The following is a 21,636-nucleotide window of genomic DNA, read 5'->3' on the forward strand; positions in this document are numbered from 1 at the left end:
AGGCGAACGAAGGGACCCTTCAGCTGTTTCGGGAGCAGTGCCCCGCGTCAGCCCTTGCTGGGGCGGCGCTGCGGTTTGGGGGTGACGGTGCCTTCGGCGAGGCGGCGGGCGGTCACCAGGAACGCGGTGTGGCCCTGCATGCGGTGTTCGGGGCGGACGGCGAGGCCGACGACGTGCCAGCCGCGGACCATCGATTCCCAGGAGCGGGGTTCGGTCCAGCATTCCTGTTCACGCATGGCCTCGACGACCTTGGACAGCTGGGTGGTGGTGGCGACGTAGACGACGAGGACGCCACCGGGCACGAGGGCCTTGGACACGGCGGGCAGCACGTCCCAGGGGGCGAGCATGTCGAGCACGACGCGGTCGACCTCGCCGTGGACGTCGGCGTCGTAGTCGGCGAGGTCGCCGAGGGTCAGTTCCCAGTTGGCGGGCTTCTCCCCGAAGAACGTCTCGACGTTGCGGACGGCGTGTTCGGCGTGGTCCTCGCGGATCTCCCACGATGCGACGCGGCCGGTGGGGCCGACGGCGCGCAGCAGCGAGCAGGTGAGGGCACCGGAGCCGGCGCCGGCCTCGAGGACGCGGGCGCCGGGGAACACGTCGCCCTCGTGGACGATCTGGGCGGCATCCTTGGGGTAGATGACCTGGGCACCGCGCGGCATGGACAGCACGTAGTCGGTGAGCAGCGGCCGCAGCGCCAGGTAGGGGGTGCCGTTGGTGGAGGTGACGACGCTGCCCTCGTCGGCGCCGATCAGTGCGTCGTGCAGGATGCCGCCGCGGTGCGTGTGGAATTCCTTGCCCGGTTCGAGGACGACGGTGTACTTGCGTCCCTTGGCATCGGTGAGTTGGACGCGGTCACCGACCTGGAAAGGTCCGCTTCGTCCCAGTCCGCCTGACGCCATTCGAGCCCACTTCCGTTTCTTCCACGGCCCGGCACTGCGCCGGATCCACCCGGACAGCCTGCCAGGTGCCCTCGACCGCCCCCTGCGTCGGGTCCGACCGTAGTGTCCGGAGTGAACCCGAGCACACCGGCTCGGATGTAGGGAGGAGATGGTCACGTGAGTGATCTGGCCTATTACTTTCCACTCGAGTCCAGTGTCGACGGGGTCGAGCGGTTCGCGTCGACGCCGTTGACGGCGAGCACGTGGGCGGACACGATGCAGCACGGGGCGCCGCCGTCGGCGCTGCTGGTGCGGGCGTTGGAGCGGTGCGCGCAGCGCCCGGACACCCGGTTGACGCGGGTCGTGGTGGAGATCCTCGGTCCGGTGCCGATCGCCGACATCGAGGTCCGGTCGTGGGTGGAGCGGCCCGGAAAACGCATCGAGCTGGTGGTCGCCGAACTGTGGGCGACGGGCCCGGACGGCACCGCCCGTGCGGTGGCCCGCGGCACCGGGTGGCGGATGCAGACGGTGGACACGACGGCCGTCGTGCACACTGCGGACCCGATGATCGCACCGGTGTCCGCCGGTCACGAGCTGCCGATGGAGGGCGCGTTCTGGGGGTCGGGGTTCGTGACGTCCCTGGACTGGCGGTGGCTCGCCGACATCGGCTGCGAGGGCCCCGGGCAGGTGTGGGTGCGGCCGAATCCGGTTCTGGTGGAGGGCGAGTCGCTCACCCCGATCCAGCGGCTGTTCTCGGTGGTCGACGTCTCCAACGGGGTCGGCGCGAAGATCCATCCGAGCGAGTGGACGTTCCTCAACACCGATCTGACGGTGCACCTGTTCCGGGTGCCGGACGGCGAGTGGATCGGGTTGTCGTCGGAGACGTCGTACGGCCCGGACGGGGTCGGCATGTGTGCCGGCGTGATCTACGACGAGACCGGTGCGGTGGGCCGGATCAGCCAGACGGTGCAGGTCCGCGCCCGCTGAACCCGGGAACGCGGCGAGGGCGGCGGCACCGGAGGAAACTCCGGACGCCACCGCCCTCGCGGACGTTCGCGTCGGATCCGGGTCAGACGCGACAGGACCGGATGTCCGACGCCAGGATCGCCTTCGCGCCGAGTTCGGCGAGCTGATCCATCACGGTGTTGAGTTCCTTGCGGGACACCATCGACCGGACCGCCACCCAGTTCTCGTCGACGAGCGCAGACAGGGTCGGCGACTCGAGACCGGGGGTGATCTTGACGGCCTCGTCGAGGACCGTCTTGGGGCAGTCGTAGTCGAGCATCAGGTACTGCTGCGCGAACACGACACCCTGGACGCGGTTGATCAGCTGGGTGCGGACCCGGTTGTCGACGTCGGCGCCCTCCCGCTCGATCAGCACACCCTCCGAGTCGCACAGCGACTCACCGAATGCGACGAGGTTGTGCTGACGCAGGGTGCGGCCGGAGCCGACGACGTCGGCGATCGCGTCGGCGACACCGAGCTGGATGGAGATCTCGACGGCGCCGTCGAGGCGGATGACCTCGGCCTCGAAGCCGTGGGCGGCGAGATCCGAGCGCACCAGATTCGGGTACGACGTGGCGATCCGCTTGCCCGCGAGGTCGGCGACCGTCCATTCGCGGCCGGCGGGGGCGGCGTACCGGAACGTGGAGCGTCCGAAACCGAGCGCGAGACGCTCGACGACCGGGGCACCCGAATCGAGCGCCAGGTCGCGGCCGGTGATACCGAGATCCAGTTCCCCGGACCCGACGTAGATCGCGATGTCCTTGGGGCGCAGGAAGAAGAACTCGACGGAGTTCGACGGGTCGAGCACCGTCAGGTCACGGGAATCGGTACGACGGCGGTATCCGGCCTCGGCCAGGATCTGGCTCGCGGACTCCGAGAGCGAGCCCTTGTTGGGCACTGCGACGCGCAGCATGTGGGGTGGTCCTTCCGGGAAGAGAGGTCGAGGGTCTGCGGCCTGTCGGATCACAGATGCTTGTAGACGTCCTCGAGCTTCAGCCCCTTGCCCACCATCAGGACCTGGACCCAGTACAGCAGCTGCGAGATTTCCTCGGCGAGCGCTTCGTCGCTTTCGTGCTCGGCGGCGATCCACACCTCGCCGGCCTCCTCGAGCACCTTCTTGCCCTGCGCATGGACACCTGCGTCCAGCGCGGCAACGGTGCCGGATCCCTCGGGGCGGGAGGCGGCGCGCTCGGTCAGCTCGGCGAACAGGGATTCGAAGGTCTTCACGGGAAACCATTCTGACACGGCGTGTGCTGCGGGCCGCATTCAGTACTCCAGTGTCCGCCGGCTCTCGAAGTGCCGGGGCGCCCCGGTGATCGGGTCGTCGAAGGCGAGGCTGCGGGCGAGCAGCCGTAGCGGGTCGGTGAAGTCGTGGGGGTCGCGGCGCCGGAACACGGGGTAGAAGTTGTCGCCGACGATGGGGGCGCCGAGGGAGCACAGGTGCAGACGCAGCTGGTGGGTGCGTCCGGTGTGCGGGTGCAGCCGGTAGCGGGCCAGGTCGCCGTGCCGGTCGACGACCTCGATGCGGGTCTCCGAATTGGGTTGTCCCGCTTCCTCGGTCGCGGCGAGTTCGCCGTGGACCTTGCGGATACGGCTGCGCACGGTGCGCGGGAACTCTCCGGGCACGGCAGGCGCGATCGCCTCGTACACCTTCGTGACCTGCCGCCGCTCGAACATCTCCTGGTAGGGGCGGCGCAGCCCCGGCTCGGTGGTGCACAGCAGCACCCCGGCGGTCATCCGGTCCAGCCGGTGCACCGGCACCAGATCGGGCAGGTCCAGGTCGCGACGCAACCGGACGGTGACGGTCTCCCGGATGTGGGTGCCGCGGGGAATGGTGGCCAGGAAGTGCGGTTTGTCGACCACGACGAGGCCGTCGCCGCGGTACAGGACGTCCACGTCGAACGGCACCGGCACCTCGGGTGCGGGCTCCCGGTAGAAGTACACGAACCGGGTCGGCTGGTAGGCGGTCGTCTCGTCCACGATCCGGCCGTGCTCGTCGACGACCTCCCGGGCCGCGAGCCGGGACGCCCAGTTCTCGTCCGGGTGTGCGGCGGTGAGGAATTCGACGACGGTGCCGGCGACCCGGTCGGCGGGCATCCGGATCCGGTCCGGGCCGAGGCCGTCGCGCACCGGCAGCGGGGCACGGGTCATGTCAGTCGGGAACGCACGACTCGCACACGAGCGTGAGTTCCCGGCCACCCTCGTCCGGATAGTTCCGGTACCGCGACGTGGGCGTCTCGCACAGCGTGCACCGACCCAAGGTGACGGCGTTGCCGGTGAAGTCGACGTTCATCCGCTTGTCGAACACGTACAACGACCCGTCCCACAGGCCCTCGTCGCCGAACGTCTCGCCGTAGCGGACGATGCCGCCGTCGATCTGGTAGACCTCGTCGAAACCACGGTTCCGCATGAGCGCCGAGAGCACCTCGCAGCGCACCCCACCCGTGCAGTACGTGACGATCGGCTTGTCCTTGAGGTGGTCGTAGCGGCCGCTGTCGAGTTCGGCGACGAAATCGCGGGTGGTCGCGACATCCGGGACGACCGCGTTCCGGAACCGGCCGATCTGCGCCTCGAACGCGTTGCGGCCGTCGAAGAACACGACGTCGTCGCCGCGCTGCCGGACCAGGTCGTGCACCTCGTTCGGCGACAGGTGCGCTCCGCCGCCGACGATCCCGTTCTCGTCGACCTTCACCTCGTCGGGGGCACCGAACGTGACGATCTCCGGGCGCACCTTGACGGAGAGGCGAGGAAAGTCTGTGCCCCCACCGCCGGTGCCGTCGGACCACTTGATGTCGGCATCCTTGAACGGCCCGTACGAGCGGGTGCCGCGCACGTACCGTTTGACGTCGGCGATGTCGCCGCCGACGGTCGCGTTGATGCCGTGCTCGGAGATCAGGATGCGTCCGGTCAGATTGTTCGACGCGGCCAGCGTGTGCTGCCACAACCGGATCGCCTCCGGATCCGGCAGCGGCGTGAACCGGTAGAACAGCACGATCTTCGGGGTCGCCATCGTCACACCACCGTGCCGGCGTGCAGGGCGTGCAGGTCGTCGACCGTCAGCCCCTCGAGTGTGGTCCGGAAGATGCGTCCCGGCCCGGCCGGCACGTCCGTGATGGACGGGATCACCAGCACCGGGCAGCCCGCCGCCACGGCCGCCGCCGTTCCTGTGGGTGAATCCTCCACGGCCAGACAGTGTTCCGGGGCGACCCCGAGCAACTCCGCCGCCCGCAGGTACGGGGCCGGATCCGGTTTGCCGGCCGGCACCTCGTCACCGCACACCGAATGGTCGAAGTACTCGCGGCCCAGGGTGTCGAGCGCGCACTCGGCCAGCTCCCGGTCGGTGTTGGTCACCAGCGCCGTGCCGAACCCGGCCGCGCGCACCGTCCGCAACGCGTCGAGCGCGCCCGGACGCCACGGCAGCCCGGCGGTGAAGAACTCCCCCATCCGGGTGTACAGCCAGCGTTTCGCGTCGCCGAGGGCCGCCGGAGTCTGCTCGAGCCCGAGCGCGGCGAACACCGTCGCCAGCGCGTCCGCACTGGACGCGCCGATCGTCGCGAGCCGCGTCTCCTCCGACATCGGGCCACCGAGGTGCAGCGACAGATCCCGCACCCCGATGTCCCACAGATCCTCGGACTCGAGCAGCGTGCCGTCCATGTCCCACAGCACGGCACGCAGCGTGCTCGCCGGCGCCCGTTCCACTGCAGTCACCATCGTTCGAACTTCACCTTCTGATCCATCGTTGTCAGTTGTATGCATTCAGATGCTTGTCGCGCGTCCAGATCCCCACGTCGTCCACCGGCCACCCCATCCGCCGGCAGTAGATCGCCCGTTCCGTCAAGATCAGACAGTCACCGGTCCCCACACCGCGCACCAGTCCGTCGCGGAGCGGTTCGGACCCGCCGTCCACCAGTTCGCTGATCAGCCCCGCATTCCAGTCGATCTCGTGCGGAATCCACGGTGCGCTCCCCTGCGCGACCTTACGCAGAGTCTCGACGAACCTCGTCGCCACCGACCTGCGGTCACCGGTGCAGTGGGCTACGTGGTTCCCGGTCTCGACCACAGTGGTGACCGGCAGGAGCATCGGAACCGAGGCCTCGACGAATTCGCGGTACTCGGCCGTCACCATCGCACGGTCCTGGTCGAGTCCGGGTACCGCCAGGAGGTTGCAGAACACCGACGTATCGACGAACACCGCGCGCACGGTGGTACGCACCATCAGCCCAGTCCGAAGATCTCGTCGAACGCGGAGGTGTCGACGACGTCGTGTTCGGGTCGGGTCAACCGGCCTTGTGTGACGTTGTCGCCGATCGAACCGGTCGCCATCGCCCGCAGATACCCGGGCAGCTCCGGCAACGGCACGAGACGACTGTTGCCGGTGTCCCGGTCCCGGAAACAGACCACGATCGCGTCGTTGAGGTCGCCTTCGGCGGCGTCGAGCAGTGCGGGGCTGTGAGTGGTCACCAGAACGCGCTTACCGCGCTGTTCCCCCGCGGTCCGCAGCAGATCGAGAACACGCCCGGCCTGCGACGGGTGCAGTCCGTTCTCCACTTCCTCGACGATGAGCAGCGGCGCACCGGCCGTCTCGTCCGGTGAGGGCGCACCGGCAATGTCCAATCCGCCCCGGTCCGACAGAAGCGCTGTTCCGACCGCCAGCACGCGCAGCAGTCCGTCGCTCATGACGCGGGCCGGGGTCTTCTCGACGATTCCGCTGTCCGGGCGCCCCTGCCGTTCCACCAGCGCGATCATCACATCGTCGAGTTCACTGGTCACCGAGTCGATCCCGAGGACCCGCTCGTCCACGACCTTGCGCGCCAGATCGACGAGCGCCGAGAAGTCGTCGGGCTGATCGGTCTGCAACTCCGCCAGACTAGCGGACAGGTTCTCCGCATGCCGTCGCAGCTGAACATCCTTGCGGGGCACGAACTCCCGCATCCGTGACGGCACCGGGTCGAGGTGGTAGACGCCGGCCAGCGCGGCCCGCACCGCATCGACCGCGGCACGCACACCGCGGTGCGCCTGATTGTCCTTGAGGACGGACGGCACCTGGGTCAGAACCGCCCGATCACGCCACAGCGCGGTCGGCGGATCGATCCCCCGCTTGCCGCTCATGACGCGGGCCGTGATGCTCGGACCGACACCGTCGTCGGTCGTGAACAACGTCTGCGTCTTGCGGCCGGACACCTGGACCAGGCTCTCCCCGTGGACATGCAGATGATCCCCGGTCTGGACGTCGATGTCCCACCGAAGGAGGTCGTCACCGACCGCCACCGTGCAGCCGAGCGCGAAGCGGTCGGTGCCGTGCGGCGGACATCCGGCCGAGCCCCCTCGGACCGGCCCTTCCGCCTGCCGGGTGGTGTCCAATGCGTTGGCCAGGTTGTCACCGCCGGCGATGCGGGCCAGAACCCCGATCGCGTCCAGGGCGTTCGATTTACCGGCACTGTTGAGACCGGTCAGCAGAGTGACCGGACGAACCGGCAGGACCTCGTTCCGGAACGATTTGAACGAGGTCAGCCGGATCTCGACGAGTGCCGGTACACGATCCGTCATGGCCCGCACCCTACCAACGCGGTCCCGGAATGCCGGGGATCACACATTGAAGTACTTGGCCTCCGGGTGGTGCAGCACGAACGCGTCCGTGGACTGCTCGGGATGCAGCTGCATCTCCTCGGACAGCTCGACGCCGATCCGCTCCGGCTCGAGCAGCGCGACGAGCTTGCGCCGGTCCTCGAGTTCGGGGCACGCGCCGTAGCCGAACGAGTAGCGGGCGCCGCGGTAACCGAGCTTGAAGTACTCCTCGACGTCCGCCGGATCGTCGGCGGCGACGGCGGTGCCGGCGGTCGTGATCAGTTCCTCGCGGACCCGGCGGTGCCAGTACTCGGCGAGTGCCTCGGTGAGCTGCACACCGATGCCGTGGACCTCGAGGTAGTCGCGGTAGTTGTTCGCCGCGAACAACTCGTTCGCGAAGTCCGCAATGGGCTGGCCCATCGTCACCAGGTTCATCGGCAGCACGTCGACCTGCCCGGTCTTCCGGGCGTCCTCGCGGGAGCGCACGAAGTCGGCGACGCACAGGAACCGGTCCCGCTGCTGACGCGGGAACGTGAACCGGAACCGTTCGGCCGCATCGGGATCAGGCGACTCGAGCAGAACCACGTCGTCGCCCTCGGAGACGACCGGGAAGTAGCCGTACACGACCGCCGAATGCTGCAGGATGCCCTCGGAAGCGAGCCGGTCCAGCCAGTACCGCAGCCGCGGCTTCCCCTCGGTCTCGACGAGCTCCTCGTACGTGGGGCCGTCACCGGCGCGCTGGCCGCGCAGCCCCCACTGCCCCAGGAACAGGGCACGCTCGTCGAGCAGCCCGGCGTAGTCGGCCAGGGCGATGCCCTTGACGACACGGGTGCCCCAGAACGGCGGGACGGGCACGTCGATGTCGGCGGCCACGTCGGAGCGGTCCGGTACCACGACCGGAACCTCGGCCGCCTTACGCTTCGCGGCGATCAGCTTGGACCGCTCGTGCCGGGCCTTGCGCTCGGCGACCTTCTCGCGGGCCGCGATCGCCTCCGGGCTGTCCGGGTCCGGACCCTCACCGCGCTTGATCGCCATGATGGTGTCCATCAGGTGCAGGCCCTCGAACGCGTCGCGGGCGTACGACACCTCCCCCTCGTACACGTCGGCGAGATCGTTCTCGACGTACGAGCGGGTCAGGGCCGCACCGCCGAGGAGGACCGGGAACTGCTCGGAGACGCCCTTGGCGTTGAGTTCCTCGAGGTTCTCCTTCATCACGACCGTCGACTTCACCAGCAGACCGGACATGCCGATGACGTCGGCCCGCTTGTCGATGGCCGCGTCGAGGATCGTCGCGATGGGCTGCTTGATGCCGAGGTTGACGACCTCGTAGCCGTTGTTGGACAGGATGATGTCGACGAGGTTCTTGCCGATGTCGTGGACGTCGCCCTTGACGGTGGCGAGCACGATCCGGCCCTTGCCGTCGTCGTCGGTGGACTCCATGTGCGGTTCGAGGTAGGCGACGGCGGCCTTCATGACCTCCGCGGACTGCAGCACGAACGGCAGCTGCATCTGCCCGGACCCGAACAGCTCACCGACGGTCTTCATGCCGGACAGCAGCGTGTCGTTGATGATCTCCAGCGGCGGCCGGGTCGTCATCGCCTCGTCCAGATCTGCTTCGAGGCCGGCACGTTCACCGTCGACGATGCGGCGGGCGAGCCGCTCGAACAGCGGCAGCGCCGCCAGCTCGGCGGCCCGGCTCTCGCGGGCCGACGCCGCCGACACACCCTCGAACAGTTCCATCAGCTTCTGCAGCGGGTCGTAGCCCTCGTGGCGACGGTTGTAGACCACGTCGAGGGCGGTCTCCCGCTGCTCGTCGGGGATCCGCGCCATCGGCAGGATCTTCGAGGCGTGCACGATCGCGGTGTCCAGGCCCGCCTGCACGCACTCGTGCAGGAACACCGAGTTGAGGACCTGGCGCGCCGCAGGATTGAGGCCGAACGAGATGTTCGAGATGCCGAGGGTGAAGTGCAGCGCGGGGTGCCGCTTCTTGAGTTCACGGATCGCGTCGATGGTCTCGATGCCGTCGCGGCGGACCTCCTCCTGCCCGGTGGAGATCGGGAAGGTGAGCGCGTCGATGATGATGTCGGACTCGCGCATGCCCCAGTTGCCGGTGAGGTCGGCGATCAGCCGCTCGGCGATCCGCACCTTGTGTTCGGCGGTGCGGGCCTGCCCCTCCTCGTCGATGGTCAGCGCGACCACCGCGGCACCGTGCTCCTTCACCAGCCGCATGATCCGCTGGAACCGGGAGTTCTCGCCGTCGCCGTCCTCGTAGTTCACCGAGTTCACCGCGCAGCGGCCACCGAGGTGCTCGAGACCGGCCCGGATCACCTCCGGCTCCGTCGAGTCGATCATGATCGGCAGCGTGGACGCCGTCGCGAAACGGCTTGCCAGGGCGGCCATGTCGAGCGCACCGTCACGGCCGACGTAGTCGACGTTCAGGTCGAGCATGTGCGCGCCGTCGCGGGTCTGGTCCTTCGCGGTGTCGATGCACTTCTGGTAGTCGCCGGCGATCATCGCCTCACGGAACGCCTTGGAACCGTTCGAGTTCGTCCGCTCACCGATGACCAGGAAGCTCGCGTCCTGCTCGAACGGCACCGACGAGTACAGCGACGACGTGCCGTCCTCCGGAGCCGGATTGCGCTGCGCGCGTTCGACCTTCGCGACAGCCTCGGCGACACGACGGATGTGCTCGGGGGTGGTGCCGCAGCAGCCGCCGACCAGCGACAGGCCGTACTCGCGCACGAAACCGGCCAGCGCGTCGGCGAGTTCGTCTGCACCCAACGGGTATTCGGCGCCGTTCGCACCGAGCACCGGAAGACCCGCGTTCGGCATCACCGACACCGGCAGCCGCGAATGCTTCGACAGGTGCCGCAGATGCTCGCTCATCTCGTCCGGGCCGGTGGCACAGTTGAGGCCGATCATGTCGATGCCGAGCGGTTCGAGCGCCGTCAACGCGGCACCGATCTCGCTGCCGAGCAGCATCGTGCCGGTGGTCTCCACGGTCACGTGCGTGATGATCGGCAGCCGGCGTCCCAGCTTCTCCATCGCATGCTGGCTGCCGATGATCGCGGCCTTCACCTGCAGCAGGTCCTGGCAGGTCTCGACGAGGATCGCGTCGGCACCGCCCTCGATCATGCCGAGCGCCGACTCGGTGTACGCGTCGCGCAGCACCGCGAACGGGGCGTGCCCGAGGGTGGGCAGCTTGGTGCCGGGTCCCATCGAGCCGAGCACGAAACGCGGCAGGCCGTCCCGGCCCGGGCCCATCTCGTCGGCGACCTCACGCGCGAGGCGGGTGCCGCGCTCCGACAGGTCGCGGATACGGTCCGCGATGTCGTAGTCGGCGAGGTTGGGCAGGTTGCAGCCGAACGTGTTGGTCTCGACGGCGTCGGCACCGGCCTCGAAGTAGGCGCGGTGGATGTCCTTGAGGACGTCGGGACGGGTCTCGTTGAGGATCTCGTTGCAGCCCTCGAGGCCGAGGAAGTCGTCGAGCGTGAGATCCGCGGCCTGCAACATCGTGCCCATGGCGCCGTCGCCGATGACAACGCGCTTCTCCAGCGCATCCAACAGGGCCGAGTGGAAAGGTGCAGACATGCCATCCACACTAGTGGGCGACCGGAACGCCCCTGGCCGTAGGCTGGGTACGTGAGTTCCCCCGAGTTCTTCGACCCCGCACCGGCGTCGGATTCCGACGACCGTGACATCGCCGCGGACACCGAGGTGCCCGTCCTGCGCGACCCGGTCCTGATCGCCGCGTTCGAGGGCTGGAACGACGCGGGAGACGCCGCGAGCGGGGCCGTCGAACACCTCGAACTCACCTGGGACGCCGAGCCGCTCGCCGAACTCGATTCCGAGGACTACTACGACTACCAGGTCAATCGGCCGATGGTCCGGCAGATCGACGGCGTGACCCGCGAGATCGTGTGGCCCACCACCCAACTGTCACTGTGCAGCCCGCCCGGCGGCGACCGGGACGTGGTGCTGCTGCGCGGTATCGAACCGAACATGCGCTGGCGCAGTTTCTGCGCGGAACTGCTCGAGTTCGTCGAGGAACTCGGCGTCCACACCGTCGTCATCCTCGGTGCACTACTCGCGGACACCCCGCACACCCGGCCGGTGCCGGTCACCGGCACCGCGCACTCCACCGAGGCCGCCGAACGTTTCAATCTCGAACGGTCCCGCTACGAGGGCCCGACGGGTATCGCCGGTGTCCTGCAGGACGCGTGCATCAAGGCCGGGGTGCCGGCGGTCTCCTTCTGGGCGGCGGTCCCCCACTACGTCTCCCAGCCCCCCAACCCGAAGGCCACGATCGCGCTGCTGCGGCGGGTCGAGGACGTCCTCGACGTCGAGGTGCCGCTCGGGGATCTGCCCGGTCAGGCGGAGGACTGGGAGGAGTCGGTGAACGAGATGACGCACGACGACGAGGAGATCGCCGAGTACGTCCGCACCCTCGAGGAGCGCGGCGACGCCGAATCCGACATCGACGATGCGATCGCGAAGATCGACGGTGACGCGCTGGCCGCCGAATTCGAGAAGTATCTGCGCCGTCGCGGGCCGGGACGCTTCGGGGCGTGAGCGCGCCCGACTCACCCGGACTGCGCACCCGCCTCCAACTCTCGGCGCTGTACGCGGGCGGATTCCTCGGCCCGTTCGGCGGCGGCGTCGTCACGTCGATGCTGCCGGAGATCGGTGACGGGCTCGGTGTCGACGCGAACGCCGCCGCGACGTCCCTGACCGCGTATCTGCTGCCGTTCGCACTGGTCATGCTCGTCTCCGGCACCCTCGGTGCCCGGTGGGGACGGATGCGCACGGTGCGGGTCGCGTACGGGGTGTACCTGGCGGCGTCGGTGGCGTGTTTCGCCGCCCCCACCCTCGAATTGTTCCTCGCCGCGCGGGTCCTGCAGGGCAGTGCCAACGCGTTCACCACACCGTTGCTGTTGGCGGCGCTCGCCGCGATGACCCCGCAACGCGCCCTCGGCCGGGCGCTCGGCGCGTTCGGTGCACTGCAGGCCGCCGGTCAGACCAGCGCACCGCTGATCGGCGGGCTCGCCGCCGAAGCGGACTGGCGGTGGGCGTTCCTCGCGATCGCCGTCGTCGCCGCACTGCTCGGCGCGGTCGGCCTGCCCGACGCGGCCCGCTCCGCCCCCACCGGCCCACCGGCCCGCCTGCGGGACGCCCTGCACCCCACCGTGCTGCGGGTCGGGATCGTCGCCCTGCTCGGCTGGGGTGCGCTCGGCGGCCTCGGCTTCCTCGTCGCATTCCGTGCCGAGAACGTCTTCGCACTCGATCCCGCGGCCCGCGGCCTGCTGCTCACCGGATTCGGGGTCGCCGGCATCCTCACCGCCCGGCCGGTCGGGACCCTGATCGACCGGATCGGCGCCCGCCGCACCGTGCTCGTCGGCGCCACCGCCGGCGCCGTCCTCGTCGCCGTGGCCGGCACCGTCGGATCCGTCGCGGTCGTCGCGGCGGCCTGGTTCGTCTCCGGGGTGGCCTCCCAGTTCGTGCTCGTCGGCGTCAACGCCGCGGTCCTCGGCGATGCGGGCGGCAACCGCGGCGGCGCGGTGTCGGTCGTCCAGTCGCTGCGGTTCGGCGGCTCGGCGCTCGCCCCGATCGCCCTCACCCCCGTCTACGCGGTCCATCCGTACGCGTCGTTCCTGGTGCCGGCACTGCTCCTGGCCCTGATCCCGCCACTGCTCATGCCGCGGCCCCGCACCGTCGACAGCTCTTCCTGACCGCCGGGTTCTCGTGTTTCCGGAGTTGGGGTGTTCGGTTTTCCTTTCAGTTCCGTCTCGCGCAGACTTCGACACAGGGAGGCGACGCGCCGAACCGCCGTTTCGGCTTTTTCTACGGTTCCGTTCGCCACCGAGCAGCTACCCTGGAATCGTGACCAGCGCCTCCTCCCCACAGCAGGATTCTCCGAACTTGCGTCATCAGGATTCTCCGAATCCGCGCCCCGAACGGGCCATCGACATCTACCGACGGTCGGTGTCGTGGCTCGAGACGCACCTGCCTCCCGGCTGGTCGATCTCGGCGGACCGGCCCCGCTCCCCCGCCGCCCCCGCCCGACTGCTGGTCACCGCCCCCGACGGCGACACCGTCTCGTACGCGATCAGCACCCCCAAGGGTGTCCTCAGCGGCGACGTCGCCCGCATCGTCGCCGAACTCGCCGACAGCGACCGGGCGTTCGTGTGCGCCCACTACCTGTCGGATCCGGTGCGCCGGCAACTCGACGGTCACGGCATCTCCTACGCGGACGCGACCGGCAACGTCGCGCTCGTCGCGGACCGGCCGGCGATCTGGGTGCGCAACCGGGGCGCCGACGCCGACCCGTGGCGCGGGCCGGGCCGCCCGTCGGGCGTCCTCACCGGGGAGCCGTCCGAACGCGTCGTGCGGGCCCTCGCCGACCACGCCGGGGAGATGTCGGTCCCCGACCTGATCAAGATGTCGGGGGCGTCGACCGGCGCCGCGTACCGCGTCGTCGAGGTCCTCCAGGAGCGGGAACTGATCACCCGACTGCCCCGCGGCCCCGTCACCGATGTCCGCTGGCCGCACATGCTGCGGGCGTGGGCCGCCGACCGCAAGCCGTGCCCGACCCGGAGTTTCGCCGCCCCGAACGGTCTCGACGACCTGCGGACCCGGCTCGTCGAGGCCGCCCCGGACCTCGGGTACGCGGTCACCGGTGTCGGCGCCACCGACTACGCCACCGCCACCGTCCTCGAGGTGTACGCCGACGACGTCGACGCGTTCGCCGCCGCCCTGGACCTGCGGCCCGTCGACAGCGGGGCCGGGACCACCGCCTCCGCCGCCGACATCGTGGTGGCGACCCCCTGGTCGGCGGTCGTGTTCGACCACATGCAATACCGTGACGGGCTGCGCTGCGTCGCCCCGTCGCACGCGTACGCCGACCTCGTCGCCGGCCCGTTCCGGCACCCGGACGCCGCCGAATACCTGCTCACGGCCATGACCACCGACGAGACCGGGTGGCGACGTCCCGTCCGGCGAGCGCGGTGACCGGCGGGTGTGCGAACCTGTCGGCGTCTGCCCCTAGGCTGTCCCGGTGAACGATTCAGGTGACGACCGGCTGCGGCTGTTCTCCTTCACGACGGCCGAGAAACGGGCCGACTATCTGTGGGTGCTGCGCGCGTTCGACACCGCCCGCGCCAACTACGTGGTGCTGCTGCACGCCGGCGACGTCGCCGATCTCCTCGACCGGATCGCCGACGACGATTCCGGCCGGCTCACGAGCGCGGAGATCACTCCCCTGCTCGAGCAGTTGCACGCGTGGGGGATCCTCGAACGCAGCTACGACGGCAGCCGTGCCGCCACCCTCGCCGAGTACCGCAACCGGCATTTCGTCTACCAGTTCGCTCAGGCCGGCTATCTGGTGTTCCGGGCCGTCGAGGACGTCCTCGGTGCCCGGCTCGAGGACGCGACGCTGTCCCGGCTGACACTGCCGGATCTGCTCGCCGACCTCGAGGAACTCGCCGCGGCCAACCGTCACGGCGACGCCGACCTGATCTACCGCAAGCTGTCCCGCCTGGACGCGACGCTCACCGACATGGCCGCACGGGCCGCGCAGTTCTACCTCATGCTCGGCGACCTGGTCCGCACCACCGAGATCACCCCGGAGGCGTTCCTCGCCCACAAGGACGCCCTGCTGCGGCACATGCAGGAGTTCAGTTCCGATCTGGCCCGGTACGCCCCCAAACTGGCGGCCGCGATCGCCGCGATCGAGGGCAGCGGTGTCGACGAGCTGATCGCCCGCGCCGCCACCAGCGACGAGCGGGTGTTCCTGTCCCGCGAGGAACGCGAATCCGATTGGCGGGCACGCTGGTCCGGGCTCGCCCAGTGGTTCGTCGGGGTGACCGGCCCGAGCGAATCGGAGCGGCTGCGCGAGGGCACGATGAGTGCGATCGCGGCGGTGCTGTCGCTGCTGCGGCGGGTCACCGAGACCCGGCGCGGCGGGGTGAGCCGGGAGAGCCAGTTGCGGCACCTGGCCGGCTGGTTCGCGGCGACCCCCAGCGAGGAGTCGGCGCACACCCTGTTCGAGCTGGTCTTCGACCTGGGCCGGCCGCGGCACCTGTCGATGGTGCACCCGGACGCCGACATCATTCCCGAATCCCGCTCGTGGTGGGACGCCACACCCGTCGAGATCTCCCGGACGCTCGCCGAGACGGGCCGGCCCGCCTCACCGGGCGCGCCGTCGAAGGTGCAGCGCAACGAGGGCGGCATCCGGCGGCTGCGGGAGAACCAGCTCGCGTCGCAGCGGGCCCGTGCCGTGGCGGCGTCGTCGCTCGCCACCAACGGCGCCTACGACCGGGTCCTGGACGTCGAGGAGACCGATGTGCTGCTCAGCCTGCTCAATGCCGCGCTCACGGCACGGGTCCCGGTCAGCGGCGCGATCGCCGATTCGACCGGCTCGGACAGCGGGGTGCGGTTGACGCTGAGCCCGCACACCGCGCCGACGGTGGTGCAGACCGCCCGCGGCCGGCTGTACCTGGACGGACTGCAGGTGAGCGTGCAGTGACCGTCTCCCCCCTCGAACTCGACTCGTACCAGCGGGCCGCCCGCATGATCCTGTCGAATCATCTGGTGACGCAGACGTATCCGGACCGGACGGCGCTGCCACTGCTGCGCCGGTGGGCCACCGAACTGCGCGACGACCTGCTCGACCTGTTCGGGTACCGGCTCGAGGTCACCGAGACCACGGCCCGGCTGTTCACGGTCCCGGACCGGACCGGATCCGCCACCCCGGCCCGCACCGCCACCGAGCGCACGTTCGACCGGCACCGCTACGCGTACCTGGCGCTCGCACTGGCCGCGCTCGGCCGGGCCGGGAGCCAGATCACCCTCTCCGAGCTGGCCGAGCACGTCGCCGCCGAGGCCACGCAGGTGCCGGGGGTGACGCTGTCCACCGACCGGGCCGCGGACCGGGACGCGTTCGTCGACGCCGTCGGCTGGCTCGCCGCCCGCGGCGCGATCGTCCTGGCCGACGGTGACGCCGGCGGGTGGGCGTCGAATCCCGAGGCGGGCGAAGCCCTCTACGACATCGACCGGTCCGTGGTGGTGGCCCTGTTCCGGCCGCCGCGGGCACTGCAGCACCTGACGTCGGTGCGGGCGCTGCTCGCGGGCGCGCCGGCCCCGGACCCGGACGATCCGCTCGGCTACCGGGCCGCCGATCCGCGGGAGACGGCCCGGCGGATGCGCCGTGCACTGGTGCAGCGGCCCGTCGTCTACGCCGACGACCTCACCGACGACGAACGGCTGCAGCTCGCGCTGCCCGCCACCGCCGCCGACGTCGAACGGTTCACCGGGCTGTCCGCGGAACGCCGCGCCGAGGGGGTCGCGATGATCGACACGTCGGGCCGGTTGTCGGACACCCGGTTCCCCGGCACCGGCACCGTCTCCCAGGTGGCGCTGCTGCTGGCCGGGGAGATGGCCGACCGGGTCCTCGACCTGGACGCGCCCGCACTGCCGGCCCGGCCGCGGCCGGCCACCGGACAGGACCTGCTGATCGAGCAGCTCGACGCCGCGATCCCCGCCGCCGGGATCTTCGAGCACCTCGCCGACGAGGAGACGCCGGCTCCCGCGGCCGGCCCGGCGGCGGATCGTCCCGACCCGGCCCGCTACCCGCTGCTCGACCGCGACTGGATCACCGGCGCCGTCGACGAACTGGTCCACCAGTTCGGGCGCACCTTCGCCGCGCAGTGGCAGGCCGACCCGGTCGGGCTGCGCCGGCAGGCCGTCGCCCTGCTCGACCGGCTGGATCTGGTGTGCGCCGTCGACGACAGTGTCCTGGTGCTACCGGCGATCGCCCGGTTCCGCGGCGTCGTCGTCACCGTCCGCGAGCGCAGCGCCCAGCCCGAGCTGTTCCGGGACCCCGACGCCGGGACCACCCCCGAGAACCCCGCCGACTCCGAGAACTCCGTAGAGAAGTAGAGGCATTCTTCGCATGGCATCTGCGCGTTTCAAGCCGACCCGCGCCGGGATCGTCAACCTGTGGGACTACCGGGATCAGGAGTTCTCGTTCGCCGACGGGCGTCTGGTGCTGCGCGGGCCCAACGGTTCGGGTAAGACGAAGGCCCTCGAGGTGCTGTTCCCGTTCGTGTTCGACGGCCGGATCGAGCCGCGTCGCCTCAACCCGTTCGCGGGTGAGGAGCGGACGATGAAGTCGAATCTGCTGTACCGGGGACAGGATTCGGCGTACTCGTACGTGTGGATGGAGTTCTGCCGCGGCTCGCAGGACGACCCGGAGGCGGTCACCGTCGGTATCGGCATGCGCGCCACGAAACAGAACGACAAGGTCACCCGCTGGTACTTCGTCGCCGAGGGCCGGGTCGGCGTCGACTTCTCCCTCCTCGACGGGGACGACCGGCCGCTGACGAAGAAGCAGCTGGCCGACGAACTCGGCAGCGACGCGATCACCGACCGCCCCGTCGACTATCGGGCCGCGATCGACGCCCGCCTGTTCGGTCTCGGCGCGCAACGCTACGAGCAGCTGATCAACCTGATCCTGACGCTGCGCCGCCCGCAGCTGGCGAAGAACCTGGACCCGAAGGGGCTGTCGCAGGCCCTCACCGACGGGCTGCGGCCCCTCGACGACCAGCTCGTGCTCGAGGCGGCCCGCTCGTTCAGCGACATGGAGGAGGTGGGCCGGGCGCTCGAGGGCCTGGCCGCCGCCGACCGGGCCGCGCAGAGTTTCGTCACCGTGTACTCGACGTATCTGGCGCAGCAGGCTCGTACCGACGTCGAGCAGGTGGCGCGACGCCTCGAGTCGGTGGACCGGACGACGACGGTGCGCGACGAGGCCCTGACCCGGCAGGCGGCACGGCAGGAGGAGCGGCTGCTCGCAGAGGACCGGTTCACCGCCGCCGAACGGGCCCTCGAGCAGGCCCGCGCCGACCTCGACACGCTGCAGCGGTCGGGCGCCTACGAGGGCAAACAGCAGCTCGACGATCTCGCGGCCGCCGTCGAACAGTTGAAGGTGTCGACGGCGCAGCAGGCCGACAAGGCCCGCAAGGCGCAGGCGACACTCGCCCAGCGCACCGACGAGGCGTCCCGTGCGACGGAATCGGTGCGCCGCGCGAACGCCGCGCTCGCCCACGCCGAGGACGAACTCGCCGCAGCCGCCGAGCAGGCCGGTATCACCTGGACACCGCTGCCGCAGGATGCGCGGGCCGACCGGATCACCACGACCGTCCGGGGGCTGGCCACCGAACGGACCGGCGACGTCCGGGCGGTGCGGGCAGCGCTGGCGACGGTCGACAAGTCCGGCACCGAGCGTGACCGCGCCGACCGGGCCGCCGGCCGGGGCCGGGAACTGCTCGACGCCGCCCGGGCCGCGGTCGCGGAGGCGGAGGCGTCGGTGGAGTTGGCTCGCGCCGACTGCGCGGCCGCGCTGCGCGCCTGGTGGACCGAGCATTCGGGCGAGTACGCGTCGATCGGAGTGACCGCCGAGACGTTCACGGCGCTCGACGCCGCACTCGCCCGGGCCGGCGACGACGACTCCCCCGCGCTGACGTCGGTGCTGCACGAGCAGACGCAGTCGGCGCTCGACGAGCAGCGCGGCAGCCGCCGGGACGCCGTCGCCCGGCAGGCGGCGGTGCGGGAGCGGATCGCCGGGCTGCGCGCCGACCGGGCGCGGGTCGCCGCCGAACACGACGACGCCCCCGCCGGGGTGCCGTTCCGCACCGGGGACCGCAGCGGCCTGCCCGGCGCCCCGCTGTGGCGGCTGGTGCGGTTCGCCGACACCGTCTCGGCGGCGGCCGCGGCCGGTGTCGAATCGGCGTTGGCGGCCGCGAACCTGCTCGACGCGTGGGTGGTCGGCGACGACGGGCCGCTGCCCGAGATCGAGTCCGAGCAGTTCCTGCGTCCGCTGCCCGCCGAGCGGCGACCGGCCGGCCGGACCCTGGCCGACGTCCTGGTCCCCGAGTCCGATGCGGGGGTGCCGGAGACGCTGGTGCAGGCGATCCTCGAATCGATCGCGCTGGATTCCCGTGATCCCGACGCCGACCCTGCCGACCACCCCGAGGTGGGCGTCACGGTCGACGGCCGCTTCCGGCAGGGCGTCGCGCACGGCCGGCACGTCCAGGAGCACGCCGAATTCATCGGCACCACCGCCCGGGAGCGGCGCCGCGCGGCCCGGCTCACCGAACTCGACGAGGAGATCGCCGCCGCCGAGGAGGCCCTCGCCGCCGCCCGCGACGCCGAGGCCGAGACGACCGCGGTCCTGGACCGGTTGACGGCCGCCGGGAAGACGCTGCCCCGCACGTCCGGGGTTCTCGCCGCGATCACCAAGCTCACCGAGGCGGCGGGCGCACTGCGCACCCGCGCCGAGTCGACGGCGAGTGCCGGCGACGAACTCGACCAGGCGATCGCCGACCACACCGCGAAGGAGAAGCAGGTCCGTGCGGTCGCCGCGACGCACCGCACCTCCCCCGATCCGCGGGACGTCGACGCGCTCGTGGCCGCGATCCGGCACTTCGAGGGTCAGGGTGAGCAGTCGCTGCGCGCCCGCCGGGACCACGAGAAGGAACTCGAACTCCACCGGGAGACGGAGGACCGGCTCGAGGAGGCCCGCGGCAACACCGAGGAGTTCGTGGAGGAGGCCGCGGTCGCCGAGGAGAACTACATCCACCAGGTGTCCCGGCTCGAGACGCTGCGGGACGCGCTCGGGGCGAGCACCGAGCAGATCGACGCCGACCTCGAGGCGGCCCGCGCCCGCATCGAGGTGTGCAAGACGGAGCAGCGGGCCGCCCGCAAGGCGTACGACACGGCCGTCGAACAGATCGGCAAGGCCGAGGGCGCACACACCGCCGCCGTCGAGGCGCTGCGGGCGGCGCTGACCGAGACCCGGTCGGATGCCGACCGGCTCGCCCCGTACGCCCGGCGGGATCTGCTCGACCTACTCGGGGTGCCCACCCACCACGGCTGGCCGCAGAGTTCGGCTGCGTGGCTGACGGCGGAACAGCTGGTGTACCGGATCGTGACCGAGGGGGACGTGGACGCCCCGATCCTGCCGCCGGACGTCACGGCCCTGCACCGCGCACTGGAGACGGCGACCGCGGACGTCAAGACCAGCGAGCACGCGAAGAAGGCCACCCGCTCGGCCCTGACCGCGGCCCTGCAGGACTTCGACGCCCAACTCGCCGCGGCCGGCCAGGACTACCGGCTGCAGTGGGACGCCCCGGACGGGCTCACCGTCGTCCGGGTGCAGGACGACCAGGGGTATGCGTCGATCGGCGAGTTCGCGACCCGCATCCAGGCGGCCCGCCGGGATCAGGAGGTGCTGCTCACCGATTCGGAGCGCCGCATCCTCGAGGACGCGCTGCTGACCGGTCTGGCGCAGCAGATCCACGAACGCACCGCCGACGCCCGCCTGCTGATCGCGCAGATGGGCGCCGAGATGCGGGAGCGGCGCATGTCGTCGGGTTCGACGATCGGTGTGCACTGGGTGCTCGCCGACAACCTCGACGACAACGCCCGCGCCGTCTCCAAGCTGCTCGACCGCGCCCCGTCGGCGCTCAGCGGCGACGAACTGTCGTCCGTCCGAGCACATTTCGCGGCCCAGGTGCGGGCGGCACGGGCCGCGCACCCGGAACGCTCGTACCCGGAGATCCTCGCGTCGGCCCTCGACTACCGGCGGTGGCGGGTGTTCTCGTTCACGCTGGTCGGCGGCGACGGCAGCGAGGACCGGCTCACCGTCGCCCGGCACAGCGCCCTCTCCGGTGGTGAGCAGTCGGTGTCGCTGCACCTGCCGCTGTTCGCGGCCGCGCACGTGATGCTGTCGTCGGCGGATCCGCATTCGCCGCGCCTGCTCGGCCTGGACGAGGCGTTCGCCGGTGTCGACGACAACGGCCGCAGCGAGCTGCTCGGGTTGAGTGTGCAGTTCGATCTGGACCTGTTCATGACCGGCTACGACCTGTGGATCACCTACGCGGGTGTGCCGGGGTGCGCGCACTACGACCTGGCTCATTCGACGGCCGAGCAGACGGTCAGCGCCGCACTGCTGGTGTGGTCGGGTGGCGGCCTGCTCGCCGAGCACGACGGCAGCAACCTGGCGCGGGCACTCGGGTCGCCGATGCGGCGGCGTCTGCCGACGACCGTCGACGGCGGTCTCGAGTTCGTCGACTCCCCGGCCTGACGCCCGGGCCGCAGCGGCCCACGTTCGGCGCCGGCTACCACGTCGTCC

Annotated in this window: 16 protein-coding genes; 7 read left to right on the top strand and 9 right to left on the bottom strand. The window is 70.7% G+C overall.

Going from position 1 to position 21,636, the window contains the following annotated elements:
- Window positions 1–47: 47 nt before the first annotated feature.
- Window positions 48–899 (bottom strand): tRNA (adenine-N1)-methyltransferase, encoded by an 852-nt coding sequence (locus E0497_RS17380; protein WP_137726051.1) that lies wholly within the window; start codon window positions 897–899, stop codon window positions 48–50.
- Between the two features lie 156 nt (window positions 900–1,055).
- Between E0497_RS17380 and E0497_RS17385 the strand changes: the two genes are divergently transcribed.
- Complete coding sequence (locus E0497_RS17385; protein ID WP_137726052.1) at window positions 1,056–1,865, top strand: thioesterase family protein; 810 nt, start codon at window positions 1,056–1,058, stop codon at window positions 1,863–1,865.
- 82 nt (window positions 1,866–1,947) lie between these two features.
- Here the strand turns inward: E0497_RS17385 and hisG are convergent, their stop codons facing one another.
- The 8 genes from hisG to metH are packed head-to-tail and all read right to left on the bottom strand — an operon-like array spanning window position 1,948 to window position 11,039.
- Window positions 1,948–2,796, bottom strand: a complete 849-nt coding sequence (hisG, locus tag E0497_RS17390; protein ID WP_137726053.1) for an ATP phosphoribosyltransferase — start codon at window positions 2,794–2,796, stop codon at window positions 1,948–1,950.
- 50 nt (window positions 2,797–2,846) lie between these two features.
- Window positions 2,847–3,128, bottom strand: a complete 282-nt coding sequence (locus E0497_RS17395) for a phosphoribosyl-ATP diphosphatase (RefSeq protein WP_479681068.1) — start codon at window positions 3,126–3,128, stop codon at window positions 2,847–2,849.
- A gap of 21 nt (window positions 3,129–3,149) precedes the next feature.
- A complete protein-coding gene (locus tag E0497_RS17400) occupies window positions 3,150–4,034 on the bottom strand; it encodes a pseudouridine synthase (protein WP_137726055.1) in 885 nt (294 codons plus the stop codon).
- A 1-nt stretch (window position 4,035) separates the two neighbouring features.
- On the bottom strand, window positions 4,036–4,893 hold the full coding sequence (gene trhO, locus E0497_RS17405; protein WP_137726056.1) for an oxygen-dependent tRNA uridine(34) hydroxylase TrhO: 858 nt from the start codon (window positions 4,891–4,893) through the stop codon (window positions 4,036–4,038).
- A 2-nt stretch (window positions 4,894–4,895) separates the two neighbouring features.
- Entirely contained in the window at window positions 4,896–5,594 is a 699-nt protein-coding gene (locus tag E0497_RS17410) for an HAD family hydrolase (RefSeq protein ID WP_137726057.1), read from the bottom strand.
- 31 nt (window positions 5,595–5,625) lie between these two features.
- Window positions 5,626–6,099, bottom strand: a complete 474-nt coding sequence (locus E0497_RS17415) for a hypothetical protein (protein ID WP_137726058.1) — start codon at window positions 6,097–6,099, stop codon at window positions 5,626–5,628.
- On the bottom strand, window positions 6,099–7,430 hold the full coding sequence (locus tag E0497_RS17420; RefSeq protein ID WP_137726059.1) for an AAA family ATPase: 1,332 nt from the start codon (window positions 7,428–7,430) through the stop codon (window positions 6,099–6,101). Before E0497_RS17420 ends, E0497_RS17415 begins: the two co-directional genes overlap by 1 nt.
- Before the next feature lie 39 nt (window positions 7,431–7,469).
- Window positions 7,470–11,039 carry a methionine synthase gene (metH, locus tag E0497_RS17425; protein ID WP_137726060.1) on the bottom strand — a complete coding sequence of 1,190 codons (3,570 nt, stop codon included), beginning with the start codon at window positions 11,037–11,039 and terminating at the stop codon, window positions 7,470–7,472.
- Between the two features lie 51 nt (window positions 11,040–11,090).
- On the opposite strand from metH, the gene E0497_RS17430 reads away from it, so the two are divergent.
- The 6 genes from E0497_RS17430 (at window position 11,091) to E0497_RS17455 (ending at window position 21,588) form a co-directional block, all read left to right on the top strand.
- On the top strand, window positions 11,091–12,020 hold the full coding sequence (locus E0497_RS17430; protein ID WP_137726061.1) for a PAC2 family protein: 930 nt from the start codon (window positions 11,091–11,093) through the stop codon (window positions 12,018–12,020).
- Window positions 12,017–13,177 (top strand): MFS transporter, encoded by a 1,161-nt coding sequence (locus E0497_RS17435; RefSeq protein WP_137726062.1) that lies wholly within the window; start codon window positions 12,017–12,019, stop codon window positions 13,175–13,177. The genes E0497_RS17430 and E0497_RS17435 overlap by 4 nt, the downstream gene beginning before the upstream one ends.
- A gap of 190 nt (window positions 13,178–13,367) precedes the next feature.
- Window positions 13,368–14,456, top strand: coding sequence for a helix-turn-helix domain-containing protein (locus E0497_RS17440; RefSeq protein ID WP_137726077.1), 1,089 nt, complete (start codon window positions 13,368–13,370; stop codon window positions 14,454–14,456).
- 70 nt (window positions 14,457–14,526) lie between these two features.
- On the top strand, window positions 14,527–15,972 hold the full coding sequence (locus E0497_RS17445) for a TIGR02677 family protein (RefSeq protein WP_137726078.1): 1,446 nt from the start codon (window positions 14,527–14,529) through the stop codon (window positions 15,970–15,972).
- Between the two features lie 44 nt (window positions 15,973–16,016).
- Window positions 16,017–17,384: a DUF2398 family protein gene (locus E0497_RS17450; RefSeq protein WP_137726079.1), complete on the top strand. Its 1,368-nt coding sequence runs from the start codon at window positions 16,017–16,019 to the stop codon at window positions 17,382–17,384.
- Window positions 17,385–17,397: 13 nt separating this feature from the next.
- On the top strand, window positions 17,398–21,588 hold the full coding sequence (locus E0497_RS17455) for a TIGR02680 family protein (protein WP_137726063.1): 4,191 nt from the start codon (window positions 17,398–17,400) through the stop codon (window positions 21,586–21,588).
- Window positions 21,589–21,636: the final 48 nt, after the last annotated feature.

Source organism: Prescottella subtropica (assembly GCF_005434945.1).
Taxonomy (GTDB): Bacteria; Actinomycetota; Actinomycetes; order Mycobacteriales; family Mycobacteriaceae; genus Prescottella; species Prescottella subtropica.